Annotated in this window: 21 protein-coding genes and 1 pseudogene; 17 read left to right on the forward strand and 5 right to left on the reverse strand. The window is 40.0% G+C overall.

Features of this window, described 5'->3' with window-relative positions:
* Positions 1-2 precede the first annotated feature (2 nt).
* From ilvN to ACST13_RS00135, 5 genes and pseudogenes are all read left to right on the forward strand, one after another.
* Positions 3-539, forward strand: a complete 537-nt coding sequence (gene ilvN / locus ACST13_RS00115) for an acetolactate synthase small subunit (protein ID WP_459521187.1) — start codon at positions 3-5, stop codon at positions 537-539.
* A 33-nt stretch (positions 540-572) separates the two neighbouring features.
* Positions 573-1,616, forward strand: a complete 1,044-nt coding sequence (gene ilvC, locus ACST13_RS00120; protein ID WP_459521188.1) for a ketol-acid reductoisomerase — start codon at positions 573-575, stop codon at positions 1,614-1,616.
* Positions 1,617-1,686: 70 nt separating this feature from the next.
* Positions 1,687-1,836 (forward strand): hypothetical protein, encoded by a 150-nt coding sequence (locus ACST13_RS00125; protein ID WP_459521189.1) that lies wholly within the window; start codon positions 1,687-1,689, stop codon positions 1,834-1,836.
* 27 nt (positions 1,837-1,863) lie between these two features.
* Positions 1,864-2,676 (forward strand): annotated as a pseudogene (locus ACST13_RS00130) (pyridoxal-phosphate dependent enzyme).
* A 213-nt stretch (positions 2,677-2,889) separates the two neighbouring features.
* Entirely contained in the window at positions 2,890-4,029 is a 1,140-nt protein-coding gene (locus tag ACST13_RS00135; RefSeq protein ID WP_459521190.1) for a 2-isopropylmalate synthase, read from the forward strand.
* A gap of 254 nt (positions 4,030-4,283) precedes the next feature.
* On the opposite strand, the gene ACST13_RS00140 is transcribed toward ACST13_RS00135, so the two are convergent.
* A complete protein-coding gene (locus ACST13_RS00140; RefSeq protein ID WP_459521191.1) occupies positions 4,284-5,468 on the reverse strand; it encodes a mechanosensitive ion channel family protein in 1,185 nt (394 codons plus the stop codon).
* Here ACST13_RS00140 and ACST13_RS00145 point away from each other — a divergent pair.
* Positions 5,458-6,765 carry a hypothetical protein gene (locus tag ACST13_RS00145; protein WP_459521192.1) on the forward strand — a complete coding sequence of 436 codons (1,308 nt, stop codon included), beginning with the start codon at positions 5,458-5,460 and terminating at the stop codon, positions 6,763-6,765. The genes ACST13_RS00140 and ACST13_RS00145 overlap by 11 nt on opposite strands.
* 9 nt (positions 6,766-6,774) lie before the next feature.
* Entirely contained in the window at positions 6,775-7,317 is a 543-nt protein-coding gene (gene lptC / locus ACST13_RS00150; protein ID WP_459521193.1) for an LPS export ABC transporter periplasmic protein LptC, read from the forward strand.
* Here the strand turns inward: lptC and ACST13_RS00155 are convergent.
* The 4 genes from ACST13_RS00155 to recN form a co-directional block, all read right to left on the reverse strand.
* Complete coding sequence (locus tag ACST13_RS00155; protein WP_459521194.1) at positions 7,314-7,688, reverse strand: c-type cytochrome; 375 nt, start codon at positions 7,686-7,688, stop codon at positions 7,314-7,316. The two genes, lptC and ACST13_RS00155, sit on opposite strands and share 4 nt — an antisense overlap.
* A 97-nt stretch (positions 7,689-7,785) precedes the next feature.
* Positions 7,786-8,397 carry an SCO family protein gene (locus tag ACST13_RS00160; RefSeq protein WP_459521195.1) on the reverse strand — a complete coding sequence of 204 codons (612 nt, stop codon included), beginning with the start codon at positions 8,395-8,397 and terminating at the stop codon, positions 7,786-7,788.
* Complete coding sequence (locus tag ACST13_RS00165) at positions 8,372-8,752, reverse strand: hypothetical protein (RefSeq protein WP_459521196.1); 381 nt, start codon at positions 8,750-8,752, stop codon at positions 8,372-8,374. The genes ACST13_RS00160 and ACST13_RS00165 overlap by 26 nt, the downstream gene beginning before the upstream one ends.
* Positions 8,749-10,410, reverse strand: coding sequence for a DNA repair protein RecN (recN, locus tag ACST13_RS00170; RefSeq protein WP_459521197.1), 1,662 nt, complete (start codon positions 10,408-10,410; stop codon positions 8,749-8,751). Before recN ends, ACST13_RS00165 begins: the two co-directional genes overlap by 4 nt.
* 142 nt (positions 10,411-10,552) lie before the next feature.
* Here recN and sucD point away from each other — a divergent pair, with 142 nt between their 5' ends.
* From sucD to ACST13_RS00220, 10 genes are all read left to right on the forward strand, one after another.
* A complete protein-coding gene (sucD, locus tag ACST13_RS00175; RefSeq protein ID WP_459521198.1) occupies positions 10,553-11,431 on the forward strand; it encodes a succinate--CoA ligase subunit alpha in 879 nt (292 codons plus the stop codon).
* Between the two features lie 70 nt (positions 11,432-11,501).
* On the forward strand, positions 11,502-12,629 hold the full coding sequence (locus tag ACST13_RS00180) for a hypothetical protein (RefSeq protein WP_459521199.1): 1,128 nt from the start codon (positions 11,502-11,504) through the stop codon (positions 12,627-12,629).
* Between the two features lie 85 nt (positions 12,630-12,714).
* The gene (locus tag ACST13_RS00185) at positions 12,715-13,494 is read left to right on the forward strand and encodes a uroporphyrinogen-III synthase (protein ID WP_459521200.1); all 780 of its coding nucleotides are present in this window, start codon (positions 12,715-12,717) and stop codon (positions 13,492-13,494) included.
* 63 nt (positions 13,495-13,557) lie between these two features.
* Positions 13,558-14,550 carry a PorP/SprF family type IX secretion system membrane protein gene (locus ACST13_RS00190; RefSeq protein WP_459521201.1) on the forward strand — a complete coding sequence of 331 codons (993 nt, stop codon included), beginning with the start codon at positions 13,558-13,560 and terminating at the stop codon, positions 14,548-14,550.
* Positions 14,551-14,703: 153 nt separating this feature from the next.
* Positions 14,704-15,852: a T9SS ring complex lipoprotein PorK/GldK gene (porK, locus tag ACST13_RS00195; RefSeq protein WP_459521202.1), complete on the forward strand. Its 1,149-nt coding sequence runs from the start codon at positions 14,704-14,706 to the stop codon at positions 15,850-15,852.
* Between the two features lie 32 nt (positions 15,853-15,884).
* Entirely contained in the window at positions 15,885-16,622 is a 738-nt protein-coding gene (porL, locus tag ACST13_RS00200) for a type IX secretion system motor protein PorL/GldL (protein ID WP_459521203.1), read from the forward strand.
* A gap of 2 nt (positions 16,623-16,624) precedes the next feature.
* Positions 16,625-18,217, forward strand: coding sequence for a type IX secretion system motor protein PorM/GldM (gene porM / locus ACST13_RS00205; protein ID WP_459521204.1), 1,593 nt, complete (start codon positions 16,625-16,627; stop codon positions 18,215-18,217).
* Positions 18,218-18,227: 10 nt separating this feature from the next.
* Positions 18,228-19,145, forward strand: a complete 918-nt coding sequence (locus ACST13_RS00210; protein ID WP_459521205.1) for a gliding motility protein GldN — start codon at positions 18,228-18,230, stop codon at positions 19,143-19,145.
* Between the two features lie 98 nt (positions 19,146-19,243).
* On the forward strand, positions 19,244-20,719 hold the full coding sequence (gene pyk / locus ACST13_RS00215; protein WP_459521206.1) for a pyruvate kinase: 1,476 nt from the start codon (positions 19,244-19,246) through the stop codon (positions 20,717-20,719).
* A 227-nt stretch (positions 20,720-20,946) separates the two neighbouring features.
* The gene (locus ACST13_RS00220) at positions 20,947-21,510 is read left to right on the forward strand and encodes a lysophospholipid acyltransferase family protein (protein ID WP_459521207.1); all 564 of its coding nucleotides are present in this window, start codon (positions 20,947-20,949) and stop codon (positions 21,508-21,510) included.
* Position 21,511 lies beyond the last annotated feature (1 nt).

A 21,511-nucleotide genomic window follows, 5' to 3' on the forward strand; every position in this document is an offset into this window, starting at 1 on the left:
TTATGTTAACGAATTACACTATTTCTGTTTTTACGACTAATACGGTCGGTCTATTGAATCGCATCACGATTATTTTCACGCGTCGCCGGGTAAATATCGAGAGTTTGACGGTTTCAGAGACAGAGCGTAGAGGCGTATCACGTTTTACGATTGTGATTAAACACGAAAATCGGGAATTTGTAGAGAAATTAGTTCGCCAAATCCGTAAAGTAACCGATGTTCTCGCAGTCTTTGGTTACCTAGATGACGAAATCGTGTTTAACGAAATCGCCTTATTTAAGATAGCAACTCCTCTAGGCGGTGTGCCGGTGGATGTGAAGACGATTAATTTGGATTGGAATGCGAAGATTGTGCATTTTGGTTTGGATTATGTCGTGGTTGAAAAAAATGGATCAGAAGCGGATATTCAAGAGTTTTATACCTTTTTGAAGAAGTGGGAGATTTTAGAGTATGTTAAGTCGGGTCGCGTTGCCGTAGGTAAAACGGAGAAAGGCTTAGTGGAGTTCTTGCCGGAAGAAGGCATTTGGGAAATTGTATAATCGAAAAAAGAATATAAATTAAAATAAAACAAAATGGCAAAGATTAATTTCGGTGGAGTTGTTGAAGACATCGTAACAAGAGAAGAGTTTCCATTAGAGAAAGCTAGACAAGTATTAGCAGATCAAACGATCGCAGTGATCGGATATGGCGTACAAGGTCCAGGACAAGCGTTAAACATGAAAGACAATGGTCTGAATGTAATCGTAGGACAACGTAAAGGTAAAACTTATGACAAAGCTGTCGCTGACGGTTGGGTTCCAGGTGTAACTTTATTTGAAATCGAAGAAGCTTTGGAAAAAGGAACCATCATCTGTTACTTACTTTCGGATGCCGCTCAAATCGAGTTATGGCCTACAGTGAAGAAATATTTAACAGCTGGTAAGTCACTTTATTTCTCTCATGGATTCGGTATTACCTACAAAGAGAAGACAGGAATTATTCCTCCAGCAGATGTAGACGTATTCTTAGCTGCACCTAAAGGTTCAGGTACTTCATTACGTCGTTTATTCGTAGCAGGTAAAGGTTTGAACTCATCGTTCGCTATTTACCAAGATGCAACCGGTAAAGCGCGTGAGAAATGTATTGCCATGGCGATCGGTGTAGGATCAGGCTATTTATTTGAAACTGATTTCTACAAAGAAGTAACGTCTGACTTAACTGGTGAGCGTGGAACATTAATGGGAGCTATCCAAGGTATTTTCGCTGCACAATACGATGTTTTGCGCGCGAACGGACACTCGCCATCAGAGGCATTCAACGAAACAGTGGAGGAATTAACGCAATCGTTAATGCCATTAGTGGCGGAGAACGGAATGGACTGGATGTATGCAAACTGCTCTACTACAGCGCAACGTGGTGCATTGGATTGGTGGAAGCCATTCCGTGATGCGACGAAGCCCGTATTCGAGAAATTATATAATTCAGTGAAAACGCAAGCTGAAGCAGAGCGTTCTATTACATTGAATTCTCAACTGGATTACCGCGTGAAATTAGATGCTGAATTGAAAGAAATGGCAGATATGGAAATGTGGAGAGCAGGTGCTGCGGTACGTAGCTTGCGTCCAGAGAATAACTAAATTTCCTTTTAGGATTGAAAAAGGGTAGATACGTGATGTGTCTACCCTTTTTTTGTTAATTTTGGGATGCATGGAATTCAACAAACTAAAACACGTTCCTAGCGTCACAGAAATAAAACAAGTAGTGGAACAGCTAAAAGGAGTGATTTCAGAGACTCCTTTAGAATATTCTGCTTCACTTTCTGCGCGCTATGGGGCTAAAATCTATCTTAAGCGCTAAGATTTGTAGGTCGTTCGCTCCTATAAAATTAGGGGTGCCTACCACAAAATTTCGAACATCCCCTCGGAACTTAGATCGAAAGGGGTGGTGGCCGCATCTGCTGGAAACCATGCACAAGGAGTTGCTTTAGCCTGTGCTTTACTCGGAATACAAGCCCATATTTTTATGCCAAAATCTACCCCACTGCAAAAGGTGGAGGCGGTTCGGTTTTTTGGCAAGGAAAAAGTGCGTATTTACCTTTTGGGAGAGAATTATGACGAGGCTTTTGCTGCCTCTCGAAAATTTTGCGAAACCAATGGCGCCATCTATATTCCGCCATTTGACGATTATGATATTATCGCGGGCCAAGCCACGGTGACTTTAGAGATTTTGCAGGCTTTGCCGGAGGCACCTGATTATCTCTTTTTAGCCATTGGTGGAGGCGGTTTAGCGGCTGGTGCTACGTTAGTTTTACCTTCTGTTACTACTTTAATCGGTGTGGAGCCGGCGGGTGCACCATCGATGTAGCAAAGTTTAGCGGCATCGGGGGTGGTGATTTTGCCTGAGATTGATCGCTTTGTCGACGGCGCTTCTGTAAAGCAGGTGGGCCTAAAGACCTTTGCTATTTGTCAGAAAGGCTTGTCCCGCATGCTAACAGTTTCGAAGAAGAACTTATGCCAAACCATGTTGGACCTTTATGCTCTCAAAAGCATGATCGTCGAACCAGCCGGTGCTTTAAGTGTAGCCGGACTCGCTGAAATGGCGGAGGAAATCAAAGGCAAAACCGTAGTTTGTGTCATATCGGGTGGAAATTTTGACCCCAAACGCTTTCCTGAGATTAAATTACTCGCCTCTTCTTAAAAAAGTGCAAAATTTTATATTCTGACGAAGTTTTCTATTTTAGATTAATTATCTTTATTATAGGTTAATATTAGATTAATGATAGTTAAATAATCTTATTTTACTAAAATTTAAGATTTTTAATCTGAACTTTGCTCTTTGCTCTTTGGTCTTTGCTTGTTCGTAAACTCAAATAGATGTAATTTCACAACGAAATAAAACACCTAAAAACAGATGAGTAACCGAATTCAAATTTTTGATACCACCTTACGCGACGGCGAGCAAGTACCTGGCTGTCAATTAAACCGAGAAGAAAAAGTAGAAGTTGCTTTACAACTCGAGTTGCTTGGGGTGGACATCATTGAAGCTGGTTTTCCCATTTCATCACCAGGTGATTTTGCTTCGGTTCAAGCCATTTGTGACGCAGTCAAAGAGCCTACAATTTGTGCCTTGACTCGGGCCAAAAAAGAAGATATCGATGCAGCAGTCGCCGCTTTAAAAACGGCTCGAAAACCACGTATTCATACAGGAATTGGTTCTTCAGACGTACATATCAAGCATAAATTTAATTCGACGCGCGAAGAAATCATTGAGCGTGGAGTTTGGGCTGTTAAATATGCCAAATCCTTCGTCGAAGACGTCGAGTTCTTCGCCGAAGATGCGGGTCGTGCTGATTTAGCTTTCCTAGCACAATTAACGTGTGAAGTCATCAAGGCCGGTGCTACAGTCGTTAACCTTCCAGATACGACAGGTTATTTATTGCCTCATGTCATGCATGAGCGCGTCAAGTATTTATATGAAAATGTAGATAACATTCACCAGGCTACGATTTCGATGCATAACCACAATGATTTAGGCTTAGCTACGGCGAACACCATCGCTGGTATTCAAGCTGGTGCCCGACAAGTCGAAGTGACGATTAATGGAATAGGGGAGCGCGCTGGAAATACGTCTTTGGAAGAAATAGCTATGATCTTAAATGTCCACAAAGATTTAGGATTTACGACGGGCATCAAGCCAAAATACTTATACCCTACCAGTACCCTAGTTTCGAATTTGATGGGAATGCACGTTCAGCCAAACAAAGCTGTAGTAGGAGCTAACGCATTTGCTCACTCATCTGGAATCCACCAAGATGGTTTCTTGAAGCATGCCCAAAACTATGAGATCATGAATCCGGAAGACGTTGGAGTTTCCTCATCAGCGATTCTATTAACCTCTCGTTCCGGCCGTGCCGCTTTGCGCCACCGCTTAACATTACTCGGATTTGATTTCGAAAAACCTGAATTAGATAAGATCTACACGCGCTTCTTGTTGATGGCGGATGACAGGAAGATGATTCATGATGCAGATCTTAAGGAACTTGTCGGTTAAATCTATTTTAAAGCATAGAGCATAAAGCACAAAGAATAAAGTCGGAATCCCCGCAGGGGATGAACTTTAGAAATGTTTTCTTCAGACTCATTCACATTTCATACGATAAAAAAAAGGGAACAACTGTTCCCTTTTTTTTATGCCATCTTTATGCTTTATGCTATAATCTATACTCTCCTCTCTCTAATCTTCCTCCGGACTAATTCCCTCCGGACTTCGGACTACTCCACTCTCTCGCGGCCGCAGGCCGCGAGCTAGCTCCTCGCCATCACAATCTTCTCCTTCTCCAGCACCTTCAGTATCCCCAGATTAATGGATTGCTTCGTCGCTTGGAACTTAGCAAAGTCCTTTGTTTGGACGAAATACGTAATGGATATATCGATCGAATAGGCTCCAAAGCCTTCGAAGATTACTTTTGGCGCTTTTTTCTTACATAGAGAATCTTCTAGAATGAAAGCTTCAATCGCTGCGATGGAAGCTTCAATTTGAGCTGGTTTTGTATTTAGCTCACATTGAATGGTGTATTTGGCTCTTCTATAGTTACGTTCACTCATATTTTCGAGTGATTGAGATGTTAGGAGGCGATTAGGCACTACTATTAAATTCCCATCTGCACCTCTGATTCGAGTGCTTCTAAATCCAATTTTTTCAATATCTCCGCTAACAGATCCTATTTGAATAGTATCGCCGACTACGAATGGTAGGTCTAGGAAAATGGTAAAGGAGGCAAAAAGGTTCTCTAGGGTTTCACGAGCGGCTAAAGCAAGAGCTAAACCTCCAATTCCTAGTCCCGTGATTAGTGCAACTACATCTACTTCAAATACACGACCTAGAAAAACAAATCCTGCTGCCGTGATAATAAAGACCATAGATAGGTCGTTCAGGAAGGGAATAAATTGTTGTTTCGATTTTTGGTCGGCCCCGTTCCATTTTTCTTGAGCAACTAATATGACTACTTTCATTAATCGAATAATGACCCAAGTGACCGTAAAAATAACCGCTGATTCAAATGCTTTTTTAATAAAATAGAGTAAGCCTGATTGGCCAATAGGCTCCATATTCCAGGCCGATGGTACATGTAGGTTTTTAACCGCAAAAAATAAGAAAATCCAGAATATTAATAATTCAAAGGGCTTGCGAATGAGCTGAACACAATCTTGAATGGAGATGGATTCATCCGGAATAAAGCGATAAACGATTTTAGAAAATGAATTAGAGAAAAAGCGTCTTAATATAAACCCGATTAAAATAATTCCGCCGAAAAGGATCAAATCCCAGGCCGAATTATCTAAGTAGATCCCATTTTTTAAATCTTCAATCATTTTGTCATTCATTTTGAACCCAAATATAGCTAATAACTTAGTCGAATGTGAAATAAAATTACGACCTTTACACACTTGTATTCCCAAAAGGGAAGATTTTAATTTTATGAATTTCATTTCTTTGAATAAGCCTACAACCCTTTCGAAAACGCTTCGATCTCTTTTAATCGTATTATTGTTATCGATGGCCCCAGCTGTGTGGGCTCAAACTATCTTGAATTCACCCTACTCTTATCTAGGGATGGGAGAGATTCAAGGCAGCGAAAATGCAACCCAAATGATGATGGGTGGAATAGGCGTTTCTAATTCAAATGGTATTTATACCAATATGGTGAATCCAGCTTTATTGGCACGCAATCGGTGGACCAATCTCGAAGTAGGGGTGAATACGGAATACAAAACCTTACAAGATTACCGTCAACAACAGAAAGTATTTGGTGGTAATTACCAGTCTTTAAATTTAACCTTACCAGTAACAAGTCGCTGGACAATGTCAGTAGGGATTCGCCCACATTCTGCGGTGGAATATGAAACGAGATCTTATCGTCGCCTGAATTTATTAGGTGTGGATAGCTTGATTTATAGCTATAAAGGAAGTGGCGGTGTTAGCAAGGTTTCCATCTCTAATGGGGTTCGAGTTTATAAAGAGTTTTATGTAGGCTTACAAATGGATTACTTATTCGGACAAGTGAACCGTAATGTAGCTACCCAAAATATGTCTGATGGACAATATTATAAAGTACAATTAGAAGATTTAACCTCCTATTCTGATTTTCAATTTAAGGCGGGATTTGCTTACAGAGCAAACTTAAAACCTGATTTGTTTTTGAATTTAGGAGCAACCCTGGATTTGAATTCTACCCTGAATGCAAATCAAGTAAAGCGTTTCGCGACCATGGATTTATCTGGTCTAACCGTAATCAATGCGGATACTTTGAAAAATTCCTCCGCTTTTGTTCAACAAATACCTGTAGCTAAACATTTTGGTGTAAGCTTAGAAAAGGCTGCTAAATGGATGGTAGGGGTTGATTATACCTATACAGATTGGAGTAAAGTAGCTAATAATCTAGGCAGATCAGCTTCACTACCTGCTTCACACAAAGTTTCTATTGGGGGTGAATTCACTCCAGATGTTGAGTCGTTATCGAATTACTTTAAAAGAACAACCTACCGATTAGGCGCTTCTTATGAAAAGACCCCTTATGATTTCTTAGGAAACGGAAATTATGCGGTGGATAAGCATTTGAGTTTTGGAATTGCATTTCCGCTTCGTAACCTTTCTGTCTTTAATGTTGCTTATCAAGTGGGACGCCGTGGGGTAATTACGGATAATGGGTTAGAGGAGCAATACCACCGGTTGACTCTAGGTATTACCTTTAGTGATCTTTGGTTCCAAAAGCAGAAAATCAACTAATTTTCTCTCATGCGCAATTCGAGCTTACTCTTTTTGCTCTTGATTATTAGCACTTTCTTTTCTTGTAGTGAAAAAGAAGCCGATTCGAAGGCTAGCTACATAGGACCTAAATCAGAACTTTTTGGAATAGATATGATTTATTCTGATTCAGCTAAGAAGGTAGTTAGAATGGTGACCGAGCAGCAGTTGACTTTAGCCTCGGAGGATCGGATTTATCCGAAGGAAATGAAGCTTTGGTTTTATGACAAATCCGGTAAAATCACCACTGAAATTCGCGGTGATTCAGCTCATTTTTATCGCCAAAAAAATACCTACAAACTCATGGGCCATGTGGTCATTCACAACATCGAAAAGGAGGAAACTTTAAAAACCGATGAATTTAATTGGCTACCAGTGGAGAAACGAATTTTCACAGACAAGGCCGTGCAACTTCGAACGCGAACTGAATTAGTGAATGGGGTAGGCCTCGATGCGGCTCAGGATTTCTCCAGTTACTCCTTGCGCCAAGTTCGTAATTCGGTGGTAGTTGTGGATGGTTTACCTACGAATTAGTTACAATTCTTTAGTGCTATTTGAACGCTATCTATCGGATAGATTTGCTTATTTTCGCCCCATTTATCCCGCATATAAGTGACTAATTCAGCTAGGTCCAATCCTTGTAATTTAGCATTAGCTGGCATATAACCATTTACTTTTTTACCATTTCGCATTAAACAGGTTAAAGCCTCCGGACTTATTTTGCTTTTATTAATCGAGGGATATAGATCCCGCAATCCTGAACCATCTGCTTGGTGGCAATTTTCGCAATGAGTTTTATACAATGCCATCCCTTCTACAGCATATTGTTGTTGAAGTATTTCTTCCTTGCTGGAGCAAGAGAAAAAGAAAAAAGCGATGATCGCGATGGGGATGTATTTTTTCATATTTTTTTTTAAGATTGGAGAGAGGAGAGTATAGATAAGAGATTGGCTTACTCTCTACTCTATTATCTCTAATCTGTTAACAATACCGAAGGCATTTTTATTCCTTTAAAAGCACTTCCATATCCTCCAGCAAATGATTAACCTCAGCTTCCACTGTGCCATCATAAATGCCACGAACATATCTATTTTTATCGACTAAAATAAAGGCACCGCTGTGCACAAATCCGCCGGCTTCGGCAGAATCTTCTTGGGCGGAGACCATATAACTTTTTTGGCCTAATTGATAAATTTTTGCTTTATCCCCCGTTAATAGATTCCATTTAGGTGAAGTCACGTGAAGTCGGGCTGCATAATCCTTTAAAACAGACGGCGTATCGAAATCAGGATCGATGCTGTGCGAAAGAAGGCGCACATCGTCACGTTCCTTGTATCTCTCATAAATACGGAGCATTTGCGTTTTCATTTTAGGGCAAATGGTAGGACAGGTTGTAAAGAAGAAGTCGGCGACATATACTTTTCCGGCCACGTCTTTTTCACTTATAATAACGGAATCCTGGTTTAAAAAATTAAAGGCAGGGATTTGATGGTAGACGGTGTCTCCAGACGCACTAACAGTCTTAGGGCCTAGAAAGGGTAGTTTTTTATCCTGAGAACAAGACATGGCAAAAACAGCAAGAAAAAGACTAAGGCTTATAAGTTTGTGCCGCATGCAGGGTAGAATCTGTCAGTTTCTGAAGATCAGTTAATTGTTTGTATTGTTTCTTGAGATAAATAAGCTTTGAATTTACCTCCATTTTGTCCAAGCTATCGATCGAAAATTGGTGCATCCAGTTCATCATCGAATTATCTGCCTTTTCCAGTGCACTGATGAGTTGCTTAACTTGAACGGAATCAGCCTCTGTAGACATGCTATCAAGCTTCGATTTTAAGGATACAATTTGTTCCGTTTTCCCCATTAAATCATCGTGCAATCCTAATACAGTGCTTTTTAATTCTTGGCTCAATTTTTCTTCCGCTTGGGAGCAGCCGAAAACCAGTAAACTCAAAACGATATACTTTCTCATTCGTTTGATTGGATTAAATTTCGAACATTCGCTAACAAATCTTTATAGCCTTGTGTGCCACCGATCATTTTCGCGATTTCTTCTACTCTTTCCTCTTGTTGTAACTCCCGAAGATTAGAAACTGTTTTCGTTCCTGCGTGATCTTTATAAACGTACCAATGTTTCGATCCAGCCGCCGCGATTTGAGGAAGGTGTGTGATAGCAACAATTTGATGCCCATTACCCATTTGACTCAACATTTGTCCCATTTTAATGGCAATTTCACCAGAAACCCCCGTATCTATTTCATCTAAAATAAGGGTAGGTAGTACGCGTTTTTTTGCCAAAAGATGTTTTATCGAAAGCATTAATCTGCTCATTTCACCACCTGAGGCAATCTGTTTAAACGGTTTAGGCGCTAAACCTTTGTTCGCAGAAAACAATAATTGGATTTTATCAGAACCGTTAGAAGAAAGCTCTTTCTGCTGGTGATCCCAAGCTAAATTTGCATTAGGAATCCCTAAGGACTGCAAGGAAATCACTAAGGCAGAAGATATCGCTTCTACTACGGATGAACGAGACGAAGATAATGCCAAAGCAGCCTCTGAGGCCAGTTTAAAATCTGCATTCACGAGCGCCTTAGCCTCTGCTAAAACAGTGTCCATGGACGAATATTGAGAAAGGCGTACATCGAGAGACGCAACTAATTCAATCAATTCCGAGACATGGGTCGCTTGGTATTTTTGTAATAAGCGATTTAGACTGTCTAATCGCTTCTGTTTTTGTTCTAATTCAAGTGGGTCATAAATGAAATCGTCAGCCTCGCCTTCGACTTCTGCCCCTAGGTCTTTTAATTCAATCCAAATGGATTCGATCCGAGTTTTCCAATCCGCAAAATTCTCTCCCCATTTACTTAAAGAAGTAGCTTGCTGCAAGGCGATGCGACTTTGCTGTAAGGCAGAAACTTCAGAAACACTTAATGCTTCAGCTAAAATGGCTAATTTCTCCTGAATCTGTTCGGCATTTTGGAGCTTTTGTACGGCTGTATCTAGTGACTCAAATTCCCCCTCTTTTAATTGAGCTCTGCTCAATTCATCGAATTGAAATTGGATGAAATCCATTTCTTGGGATCCTTTCGAAGAGGCGGACTCTAAGTCACGTAAAGACGAAACTGAAACTTGCCAATTGCTGAAAGCGGAGAAATACCCTTTTTTCAATCCATCATTCTGCGCATATGCATCGATCATATCCAGCGTAAAATCGGGATGCGACATCCACCACGTGTCCTGTTGGGAATGTATGTCTACTAATTCGTTTCCGATTCGTTTTAGCGATTCAAGAGTAACGGGTGTGTCATTGACGAAACTGCGCGATTTGCCTTGCGGATTGATTTCCCGTCGGATGAGGCAGGGTTCATCGAAATCGATTTCTTCTTCTTCAAACACGGCTTGTAAATGCGGGTAAGAAGCGAGGGAAAACTGTCCTTCAATGATGCATTTTTTGGAGGTATCGAAAAGGCTTTTGCTGTCCGCTCTTTGGCCTAATAATAAAGAAATGGCACCTAATAAAATGGATTTACCTGCACCCGTTTCTCCCGTAATAACCGTCAGTCCACCTGTTAAATGCAGGTCGAGCTGTTCGATTAGAGAGTAGTTTTGGATATGTAGGTGCTTCAACATAAGAAAGGCATCAAAGTTCGAATTTACGCAAAAAAAATTGTTCACATTTTTATTTCGTGTAACAATCAGGTTTTTGATAAATTTTATCAATATTTTGTACCTTTGGGAAAATTTTCGCCTACGTTTTTATAACCCCTACAAAATGAGTGTTTTAGTAAATAAGAATTCAAAAATTATCGTTCAAGGTTTCACAGGTACTGAGGGATCATTTCACGCCGAACAAATGATTGCTTACGGAACCCAAGTGGTAGGGGGAGTTACACCAGGAAAAGGCGGCGCTACGCATTTAGATCGCCCTATTTTTAATACAGTAGCAGATGCAGTTGCTTCTACCGGAGCAGATACATCGATCATTTTCGTTCCACCCGCATTTGCAGCGGATGCGATTATGGAAGCAGCTGAAGCAGGAATTAAAGTCATTATTTGTATCACGGAAGGGATTCCGACGAAGGATATGATCGTGGCGAAAGAATATATCTCGAATTACGACACCCGTTTAATCGGGCCAAACTGTCCAGGAGTTATGACAGCTGAGGAGTGTAAAGTAGGTATTATGCCAGGCTTTATCTTTAAAAAAGGTCGCATAGGTATCGTTTCTAAATCAGGAACCTTAACCTATGAAGCTGTAGATCAATTAACGAAAGCAGGTTTAGGCCAAACAACAGCTATCGGTATCGGTGGTGATCCTATCATCGGAACAACTACGAAAGAAGCGGTTGAATTATTAATGAACGACCCAGAAACAGAAGGTATCGTGATGATCGGTGAGATCGGTGGCGGTATGGAAGCGGAAGCGGCTCGTTGGATTAAAGCAGATGGTAATCGCAAACCAGTCGTTGGTTTTATTGCTGGCCAAACAGCTCCGAAAGGACGTCGCATGGGTCACGCAGGCGCGATCATCGGTGGTGCTGACGACACAGCAGAAGCTAAAATGAAGATCATGCAAGAGTGTGGAATCCACGTGGTTTACTCTCCAGCTGATATTGGTGATACGATGGTTAAAGCATTATCTGCTAAATAATTTGAATTAATCTCAAGGAATGATTCCTTTCCTATTTAAATCTGCTCATTTAATTCCCTGGAGGAAAACGATGAGCAGATTTTTTTTATGTACTTTATTGTTGCTAGCAGGATCCAGCCAAGCTGCCTGGAAAAAGGTCTATTCCTTTGATCGAGATTGGTTAGTTTACCAAGAAGATTGGAAAAGTTTCTTGCCTTATGTCTCATCTAAGCACTATTCTTATCAGTCGAAGTCGCTAGAAATTCATCCGGATGATTTCCCCAAAGCCTCTCTAGCCATTTACCCGAAAGAAAACTACCACCTATTTCTGCAAGGAACCTTGTTCAGGGCATTGAAGAAAGGGGAGGTCTTTAGAATCTCTTTAGATAGTCTTAATCGAGACGATAAATTCATCTTAACAGTTTATTTAGAGGATTTACAAGGATTACCTGGAGATTTTTATCTAGAACGAAATGAGGTGGTGGTTGCGAAAGAAAAGGCGGACTTCTTCTTACTGGACATTCGATCAAGTGCCCCATTTTCTAATTTCTTTCTCTTAAGTTTGGTCTCGATTATGGCCTGCTTAGGCCTGCTTTTTGCAGCATATCCGCGCGTATTTACGTCCTTTTATCGCTATTCAGATTGGATGCGCTGGGAGGTAAAAGACGAGGTTTGGATGAGGCGGCCATTTGCATTGCCTAATATTTTGGTCTTGTTTACCCTTAGTTTGGTAACCTCTTGTTTAGCCTATTTGACGGGTTTTAAAACATCTCAAAAAGACGAGTTCTTTAGTAATGTCGATAATTTTGTCACGATTTGGCCTAGTGTTCTGTTTATTTTCTCCAAACTAGGTCTCTCGTTTTTATTATTTATTTCGCGCTTTTTCGTCTATTATTTATTTACGGATTTATTCAAGCTGAAGGGTTTAGCGAATGTGCATTATTTCAAATCTCTGCAGACGAATTTGCAGTTTTTTTCATTATTGTTCGCCATTCTTTGTTTCTATGCTGTCTATGTGGGCCCATCCACACTGATCGATTTTAGTTCCGTTATTTATATAGTGGACTTTTATTTTATTTTCCGTTTTTTCTATTTTTTTCAATCCTTTCAAAGGAGTTTCTCTTTTCCGCGCTTGTTTCTCTTTATCTACCTACTGATCATCGAAGGGCAGATTATCTTGTTTGGAATCAAGGAATTAATTTTTACCGCTAACATCTAGTATAGAATAATTTCTGTAAAAAATTGTCGTATATTTGCACTTTGAATAAAAAAGCTAGCATCATTTTGGCCCTAATGAACTGATTATGAGTAAAACAGCTTCTGAAGAAAAAGATCGTTTAAAGAAGGTAAAGAGTATTCTTGTTACTCAGTCTGCTCCTGCAGATGCTAAATCGCCTTACTTTGATATTGAAAAAAAGTACAGCGTAAAAGTGGATTTTAGGCCTTTTATCGAAGTACAAGGAATTGCTTTTAAAGATTTTAGAAAGCAAAAAATAGAGATTCTTCAACATACTGCTATCATCTTTACTAGCCGTCATGCTATCGATCATTTCTTCCGTATTTGTAAGGAAGCGAAGATTGAGGTGCCTACAGACATGAAATATTTCTGTATCACGGAGCAAACGGCTAATTATTTACAGAAATATATCGTTATCCGTAAGCGTAAGGTATTTACAGGAACGAAAACGGCTTTAGATCTTTTGGAAATTATTAAAAAGCACAAGACGGAGAAATTCTTATTTCCTTGTTCTAATAAGCGCCAAAAAGACCTTCCCGATTACATGGGAACAAACGATTTCCAATTAACGGAGGCTGTTATGTATGAAACGGTTTCAGCAGATTTGTCTGATTTAGAAGAAGTTTTCTATGATGTCATTGCTTTCTTTAGCCCATCAGGAATTACGTCCTTGTTTCATAATTTCCCAGACTTTAAGCAAAACAATACCCGTTTAGCGGCATTTGGTCCTACCACAGCGCAAGCAGTAGTCGACGCCGGACTGGTTGTAGACATTCAGGCACCCATGCCTAACGCTCCATCCATGACAGGAGCGCTAGAACATTACATCAAGCAAGTAAATAAATAATAAAAAAGCCTCATCGATTGAGGCTTTTTTATTATTTTAGCCTACCTATTTTTCATCCAACGAATGACGTTTAAAATGACTCGCCTAAACAAGCTGTACTTTTCCCTTATTTTCGGGATTTTTCTGCTATTAAACAGCGCAAGAACGTTAGCTCAGCAAAGTCCCCAGTTTAGTATTTTTTCAGCTAATTCGAATAGTGTAAATCCAGCCTTTTCTGGTTGGAAATCAAATAATTACGTGGCCCTTCAAGTGAGGGATCAATGGTCAGGCTATACTACATCTACTGATGGATCTGGGACATTGGGAACCACCTGGATTGCGGGATCATTTGGGATTACTCCTAAAGGTGGCATAGGTTTACAGTTTTATTCAGATAAGACACCCTCCGGAGTTACGCAGCAATCATTTCAAATTCAGGGGGCCTACCATTTAAATAAAGGAAATGGCTTGTGGTCTTTTGGTTTTTCTGTGGGATTGCAGACAAAATCGTTTGACGGGCGCGCATTTCGGGTAAGAGACCCGAATGATCCTTTGGTAAACTTAGTCTCAGGGTCTCCTGTTAGTCAAACGCAACCTGACTTAGGACTAGGTGCTGTTTATTCAACAGATAATTGGCAAGTTGGTATTACGGCTGACCATATAACATCGCCTACATTTGACTTTAATGGAGGAACGGCTGCAATGCCACTGGAACGTGTTTTTGCTATACATGGAAGTACAGAAATTCCTTTGAGTGATTATTTTGATGTCTTGCCTTATGCGCTTGTTCGGTATTATTCTGGGCAAATAGTCCCTGAAGGAGGTGCAAGAGTGTATTATAATAAACTTATTTATGCAGGTGCAGCCTATCGAAATGGGGATGCGGCCATGGGTTTATTAGGGGTATCGATTCTTCAAAATAAGTTAGATATCGGTTATTCAATGGATATTACAACTTCTAATGCATTGAATAAGAAGCCGTTGTCTCATGAGATATTCTTAAGATTTCGAATTCCAGAAAGAAGTATAAAACAAAAGGCGGCTCCCATTCGAACGCCTAGGTTTAGAATTTTATAATGGTAGGTATAAAATTATGTTAAAACCTATTCGATTGTTAGAATATTCCTTTAAATTTGAGGAATTTGTTGATTCTGTGAGGAGTTTATTTTTGATTAGAGGCAATATTATTTACTGCCTAAACGTTTGAAAAACAGAAATTTAAAAAGGTATATGAATTTTCATAATCTGAATAAGAAGTTAGTTTGGTTGTTTTCATTAGTTGTGTTAACTCTAGCTGTCACAAGTTGCGGTTCTAAAAGCAATACAGGTGGTAAAACACTTAGTTCTGCTAAATCAACTAAGTCTACAAAGTCTAAAGGACTGAAAGGTCTATTCTTTAAGCCTGCGTCAGCAGTTCCTGGTGTGTTTAATGGTGAAATCGTTGCAGTGAATCGGAAAGGTTGGTCTCAGCCCACACCATTTGGCATGGTTTTAGTTCCTTCTGGTAGTTACTTAATGGGCCAAGGTGATGAGGATCCATCTCGTTCTGCCATAAACTTTCCCCGTAGAGTAACCGTTTCTGCCTTCTTTATGGATGACACGGAGATAACAAATTACGAATACCGTCAATTTGTGGAAACCATTTTGCGTGATTCTTTATCTGTTTTAGGGGAGACAAAAATAATGTCAGATTATTACCCTGATACGACTCGTTGGGCAGAAGATCTTAAAATGCCTGGTTATCAAACGCGCGACTTTACCTATGGAGATCCGATGACGGAAAATTATTATTCTAGTCCTGCCTTTGATATGTACCCTGTAGTTGGTGTTAATTGGTCGGCTGCGAAGTATTTCTGTGATTGGCGTTCTAAATTAATGAATAGCTACCGCAAGACGCAAGGTTTAGCGTCCTTACCTCGTTTTACTTTACCTACGGAATCTGAATGGGAGTGGGCTGCTCGTGGTGGTCGTGCTTCAGCAAAATATCCGTGGGGTAATCCTTATTTGTCTAATGCGAAAGGCTGTTTATTAGCGAATTTCAAGCCACATCGGGGTAATTACGATGCCGATGGATACGAGTATACGGCTCCAGCTAATGCTTATAGTGCAAATGATTATGGTCTATACAACATGGCTGGAAATGTGGCCGAATGGTGTGAGGATGCGTTTGAAGAAAATGCCTCTGCAGTGACTTGGGATTTAAACTCAATTAACCGAGATGCCAATAATCCACGTAAAGTGGTGCGTGGTGGATCTTGGAAAGACATTGGATACTATTTAGAGACTGGTACACGTACCTTTGAATATGAGAAAAATAAAAGATCCTATGTAGGATTTAGATGCGTGATGCGTTATTTAGGACGTCCTGCATCCAGATAAGTTAAATAAATCTATTATTAAGAATCAACAAAATGGAAAAGTCGATTAATGTAGTTGCTAGTTTTGGTGCGGCAGTCGTAATTGTAGGAGCACTATTTAAAATTTTACACTGGACAGGTGCGAATGAGATGTTGATGGTGGGTATGTTTACAGAAGCCATTATCTTTATTTTGTTTGGTGTGCTTTATTTAAAGTCAGTTCCGGATAAGCAATATGATTGGGAGAAAGTATATCCAGAATTAGCAGGTGAAGCTCCTCGTCCAGCCGCAGCTCGTCACACAGGCGATGTTCCAGGTTTAGATGCAGACGCGGTGGCCCATTTGACTAAGAGTTTAAAATCATTAACTGATACAGCGAATAGCTTATCAGAGATTTCTAAAGCAACAGGAGCGACTCAAGATTTTGTCAAATCATTGAATTCATCATCAGAATCTTTAGGTGGCTTAAACAAATCTGTTTCAGAGGCAACTCAATCATTAGCTACTATCACGGCCTCTTCGTCTGAAGCGGCTAAGTATACCCAAAACTATGCGAAAGCAGGGGCTTCATTAGAGAAATTGAATTCAGTTTACGAAGCTGAAATTCAAGAGGCTAGCAAGCACATGAAAGCAATTAATGGCTTCTATAGTAATGTAAATACAAGTGTAGAACACATTGCAGGTACTCAAAAAGATGCGGAATTATTCAAGGCAGAATTAGCTAAGTTAAATGCTAATATTCAGTCTTTGAACCAAGTTTACGGTAGTATGTTAACAGCTATGAAAGGCTAATTATGGCAAGTTTAAAAGAAACCCCCCGGCAGAAAATGATCGGGATGATGTATTTAGTATTAACGGCCTTGCTCGCGTTGCAGGTTAGTGATGCTTTATTACAAAAATTTGCTCTATTAAATAGTAGTTTAGAACAGGCAAATCAATCATCTCTGAATAAAAGTAAAGGTATGGTGCAAGGAATTGAGTCCCGAATTAAGGACCTTCCTAATCCGGCAGCCTACGCGGATGTATTGAAAAAAGCGAATGATGTTAGACGAATTACCGATGCGTTAGTGAGTCACATTGAGAATGTTAAAGGAAAAGTATTAGAAGCAGGTGGAGGGATTGATGCGGAGACCGGAAATATTAAGAACCCGAAAGAAGAAGAGAAAGTCTATGAATTAATGGTAGGTGGTGCTAAACAAGGGGAGGCTTATAAGTTACTTCCTATGTTTGATAAGTATACAAAAGACTTATTATTAGCGGCAGATCCAGGCACGAAATTCCCTTCTTTAGCTCTTGATGGTAAGGATGATCCTTTAACTAGCAGAGACGCGAATCAATCGAACAAAGATTTTGCTGAATTGAATTTTGAAACTACGCCTGTAGCGGCTGCATTAGCGACCTTATCGCAAAAGCAATCAGAAATTCGCCGCTATGAAGCGGAAGTATTGAATCAATTAGCAGGAAAAGTAGGTGCGAAGGAGATTAAGTTTGACAAAGTATTTGCGCAAGTTTCGGCTAATGCTAATACTGTTGTCGCTGGCATGGAGTATCAAGCCGAAGTGTTTATCGCAGCTACTTCTAGCGGTTTCACCCCTCGCATGAGTCTAAATGGAGGGAATCTTCAAGTTGTAGATGGACGTGGGCAAATTAAATTCAAGACATCTGGTGGAGGATATGATGCAAATGGCTTATCCAAGAAAACCTATGTAGCCTCTGTTTCCTATATGAGCCCTGAGGGTCCTAAGACGGAATCAATTACGAAAGAATATTTTGTTTTAAAGCCTACTTATAATATTGAGACAGGTACATTACCTGCGCTTTATTTAGGCTGCGCAAATCGTCTAAGTGTAGCGAGTGCTGGTTTAGGAGCACTTTGGAACCCAAGCTTTACTGCAGAAGGTGGTGAGGCTATTGCGGGTGCTAATAAAGGCAAAGTAACAATCGTACCCTCTTCATCGACAGTTACCTTAAATGTGAATAATGGGGGAACTTTATTAGGTAAAGAAACTTTTAGAGTGCGTCGCGTACCTAGACCTGATATTAAGATTGTAGGAAGTAGTGGTGCAGAATTAAATGATAAGAGTGGAGAGAGTTCAGCTGGTTTACGTTTTGTAAATGCGAAGGCGATTGCCGATGAATCATTTGGTGCAACGAATCCTGAAGATGCGAATTACCGTGTTTCTGAAATCGAAGTGGCACTTGCCCGTGGAACAAAGCGTGTGGCATCCATTACTTTGCCTGGTGGAGGATCGATTGCTACATTAGCAGGTCAAGCAAAAGCAGGGGATCGTTACCGGATTGAAGTTAAAGGGGTACAACGTAAGAATTTCAAAGGAACTGTAGAGACGATTCCATTTTCGTTTGTCAAAGTAATTCCATTGAATTAATCGTATATATATGAATTTGAAGCATATTTTATTGCTAGGTTTTAGTTTGATTTCCGCAGCTGCTATAGCTCAGGAATCAACCCTTAATCCTAATCCTAATTCGGCTCACCCGATTGATGAGGCGGATATTCAATACCGAGCTCAAATTTGGCGTAGAATGGATTTGAATGAGAAAATCAATCAACCATTTTTTGCAGAGAATAATCAAATCTCTAAGTTCTTAATTGATGGCGTAAAAGCAGGATTGTTAATTCCTTATTCAAATGACTCCTTGAATACGAAGTTAAGTTCAGAGCAGTTCATAGATCGTTTGAAGATCAAAGGTAAATTAGATAATGGCGGTTTAACCGCTGAGGAAATTGCCGCAGGTTTTGGTGGTGACGCGAAGCCAGCTGCAACGACCACTGGCGGTGGTGCTGATGATGGATGGGGTGGTAGTAAGAAAACAGATACATCTAAAGCAGAGAAAGCGGCAGCAGATGATTTTGACAAAGGTCCTATCGTAGCAGGAGTAGATTATTATATTCCTAAGCAATTATCCATATTGGAAATTAAAGAAGATGCGATTATCGATCGCAAGCGTTCTCGTTTGTATTTTGATATTCAGGCTATCACCTTGAAAATTCCTGCGTCTGAGTCTGATGCAGGATTAGAAGATATCGTAGCTTCTTTCCGTTTCAAGGACGTTTATAAGTTCTTTAAGAATAATCCGAACTGCGTTTGGTTTAATTCTACGAATGAAATGCAACACCGCAATATGGCTGACGCATTTGATTTACGCTTTTTTAGCGCTCGAATTATCAAAAAAGGAAATGCAGCTAACAAAGACATTTCTGATCAATTCGGTGACGGTAAAGATGCATTGAAGAGATCACAAAAACTGGAGCAACAGCTGCAAGATAAAGAAGCTGAAATGTGGGAGAATTAAGCCCCAAATCTTATTTTAATACAATTTAAACCACCTTTGGGTGGTTTTTTTTGTGTAATAGATGTAACTTGCAGTGTCAAAAGAATCTTATCCAACATATGTCGTATCAACGCAAGACAAAAATTGTAGCCACAGTAGGTCCCACATCAGAATCAAGAGAAGCATTAATTCAATTAGCTAAGGCAGGTGTTAACGTCTTCCGTTTAAACTTTTCCCATGGTACCCATGAGGATCATTTAGAGCGTTTAAAATTGATTCGTTCCATCTCAGAAGAGATGGGCTTGAATTTAACTATTCTTCAAGATTTACAAGGACCGAAAATTCGTACGCAATTAGTGGAGAATAATGGAGTTCCTTTAGTAGCGGGACAACAGTTAATCTTTGCGATGGATGAAAACCTACTAGGTACATCAGAAAAAGTAGGTACTACCTATACGTCGATGTATTTAGATGTAAATCCGGGTGAGCGCATTTTGATGGACGATGGTAATTTAGAAGTAAAAGTACTTTCAGTTGATAAAGTGAAGAAAGAAGTAGTTACGCAGGTAATCTACGGTGGTATTTTGAAGTCTAAGAAAGGAATTAACTTGCCAGGAACGAAAGTGTCTTTGCCTTGCTTAACGCCTAAGGATGAGGCAGATTTATACTTTGGTTTAGACAATGGTGTGGACTGGATCGCACTTTCTTTCGTTCGTAAAGCAAGTGATATCTGTGATATTAAAGAGAAAATTAAAGCTTACGGCAAGAATACGCGTGTCATCGCGAAGATCGAAAAGCCAGAGGCGATAGATAATTTAGATGAGATTATTGCGGCAACAGATGCCATCATGGTAGCTCGTGGTGATCTAGGTGTGGAAATGGATGGAGCGGTTGTGCCTTACTTACAAAAAGTAATGGTAGAGAAGTGTACAGCTGCTGGGAAACCAGTCATCGTCGCTACTCAAATGTTAGAATCAATGATTACGAATCCAGTTCCTACGCGTGCTGAAACGTCTGACGTAGCCAATGCCGTATTGCAAGGAGCGTCAGCTACGATGTTAAGTGGAGAAACAGCCTCTGGTGCTTATCCTATAAAAGCAGTGGAGACCATGGCTCACATTCACGAAGTGGTAGAGCAACAGCAAAATGAGATTGAAATTATACAAGGAAATGAGGCAGCGATTTACTTTAAGAATCACTCATTAGGGACGTCATTGTCTGAAAATGTACCTATGCAGAATCGCTTAATTGCAGGCGCTTGTCGTTTAGCACGTGATTCTAAAGCAAAGGCAATTTTATGTATTACAAACTCTGGTTATACGGCCTTCCGTTTATCAGCACACCGTCCTAAGGCTGATTTATTCGTCTTTACTTCGAATAAAGAATTGATGTCGACCATGGGTCTATTATGGGGAGCGCGTGTTTTCTTTTACGATCCGGGAACGGGTAATGCAGAGAAAACTGTTGCAGCCATGGTGGATAAATTAAAGCAAGATAATTTATTGGCTAAAGGCGATATCTTCGTAACGACTTTATCGGTTCCTGCAAATCAAGACTTGAAATCAAATACAGTTCAATTAGGAATAGTAGACTAAATCCTAGATTTAGGGGCCTTGTTTAAATTATGAAAAACAAAAATTCTTTGCTTTCATCTAGTTTAAAAGGGCTATATACTTTCTGGGCAGTATCCTGCTTTGTGATTGTATTCTTAGTTTTGTATCCTGTCATTTTTGTGTTTTTACAGAGACGATCTTGGAAAAGAGTTGCTCATCGGCTTGTCAGGCTCTGGGGTCAACTCTTTTTTCTTTTTTCGGGGATACGAGTGAAGATCACACATCATGTTAAACTAGATCCTAATCAGACGTATGTTTTCTGTTCGAATCATTTTTCGTATATGGATATTGCGGTAGTTGTTGTGGTCATTCGGAACTATTTCTCTTTTGTAGGAAAGAATGCGATGAAGAAGATCCCCTTGTTTGGCTACCTTTATGCGCGTTTGAATATTTTGGTGGATCGAAATGATAAGAATAGCCGAGCGAGTTCTTTGAGTAGATCTATCCGTGCATTACAATCAGGACGGAGTATTGTCATTTTTCCGGAGGGAGGAATTGTGTTTAAGCAATTGCCTTATATGGGTAATCCTTTGAAGGATGGGGCTTTTATTATGGCGATTCAACAACAGGTGCCTATTGTACCCATGAGTTTTCATAATAACCACTATATTATGGATGAAAAGTCGTTGCTAATGCGTCCAGGCACATTACATGTGGAGATTCATCCACCATTTGAGACAAAGGGTTTGACGATGGAAGATTTGCCTGTTTTGCGGGAAAAAGTGTTTGAATCCATACAAAATCCTATCTTAGCGTATTACGGTTTAAAATAAG

The organism is Aquirufa sp. A-Brett2-W8 (assembly GCF_054558755.1).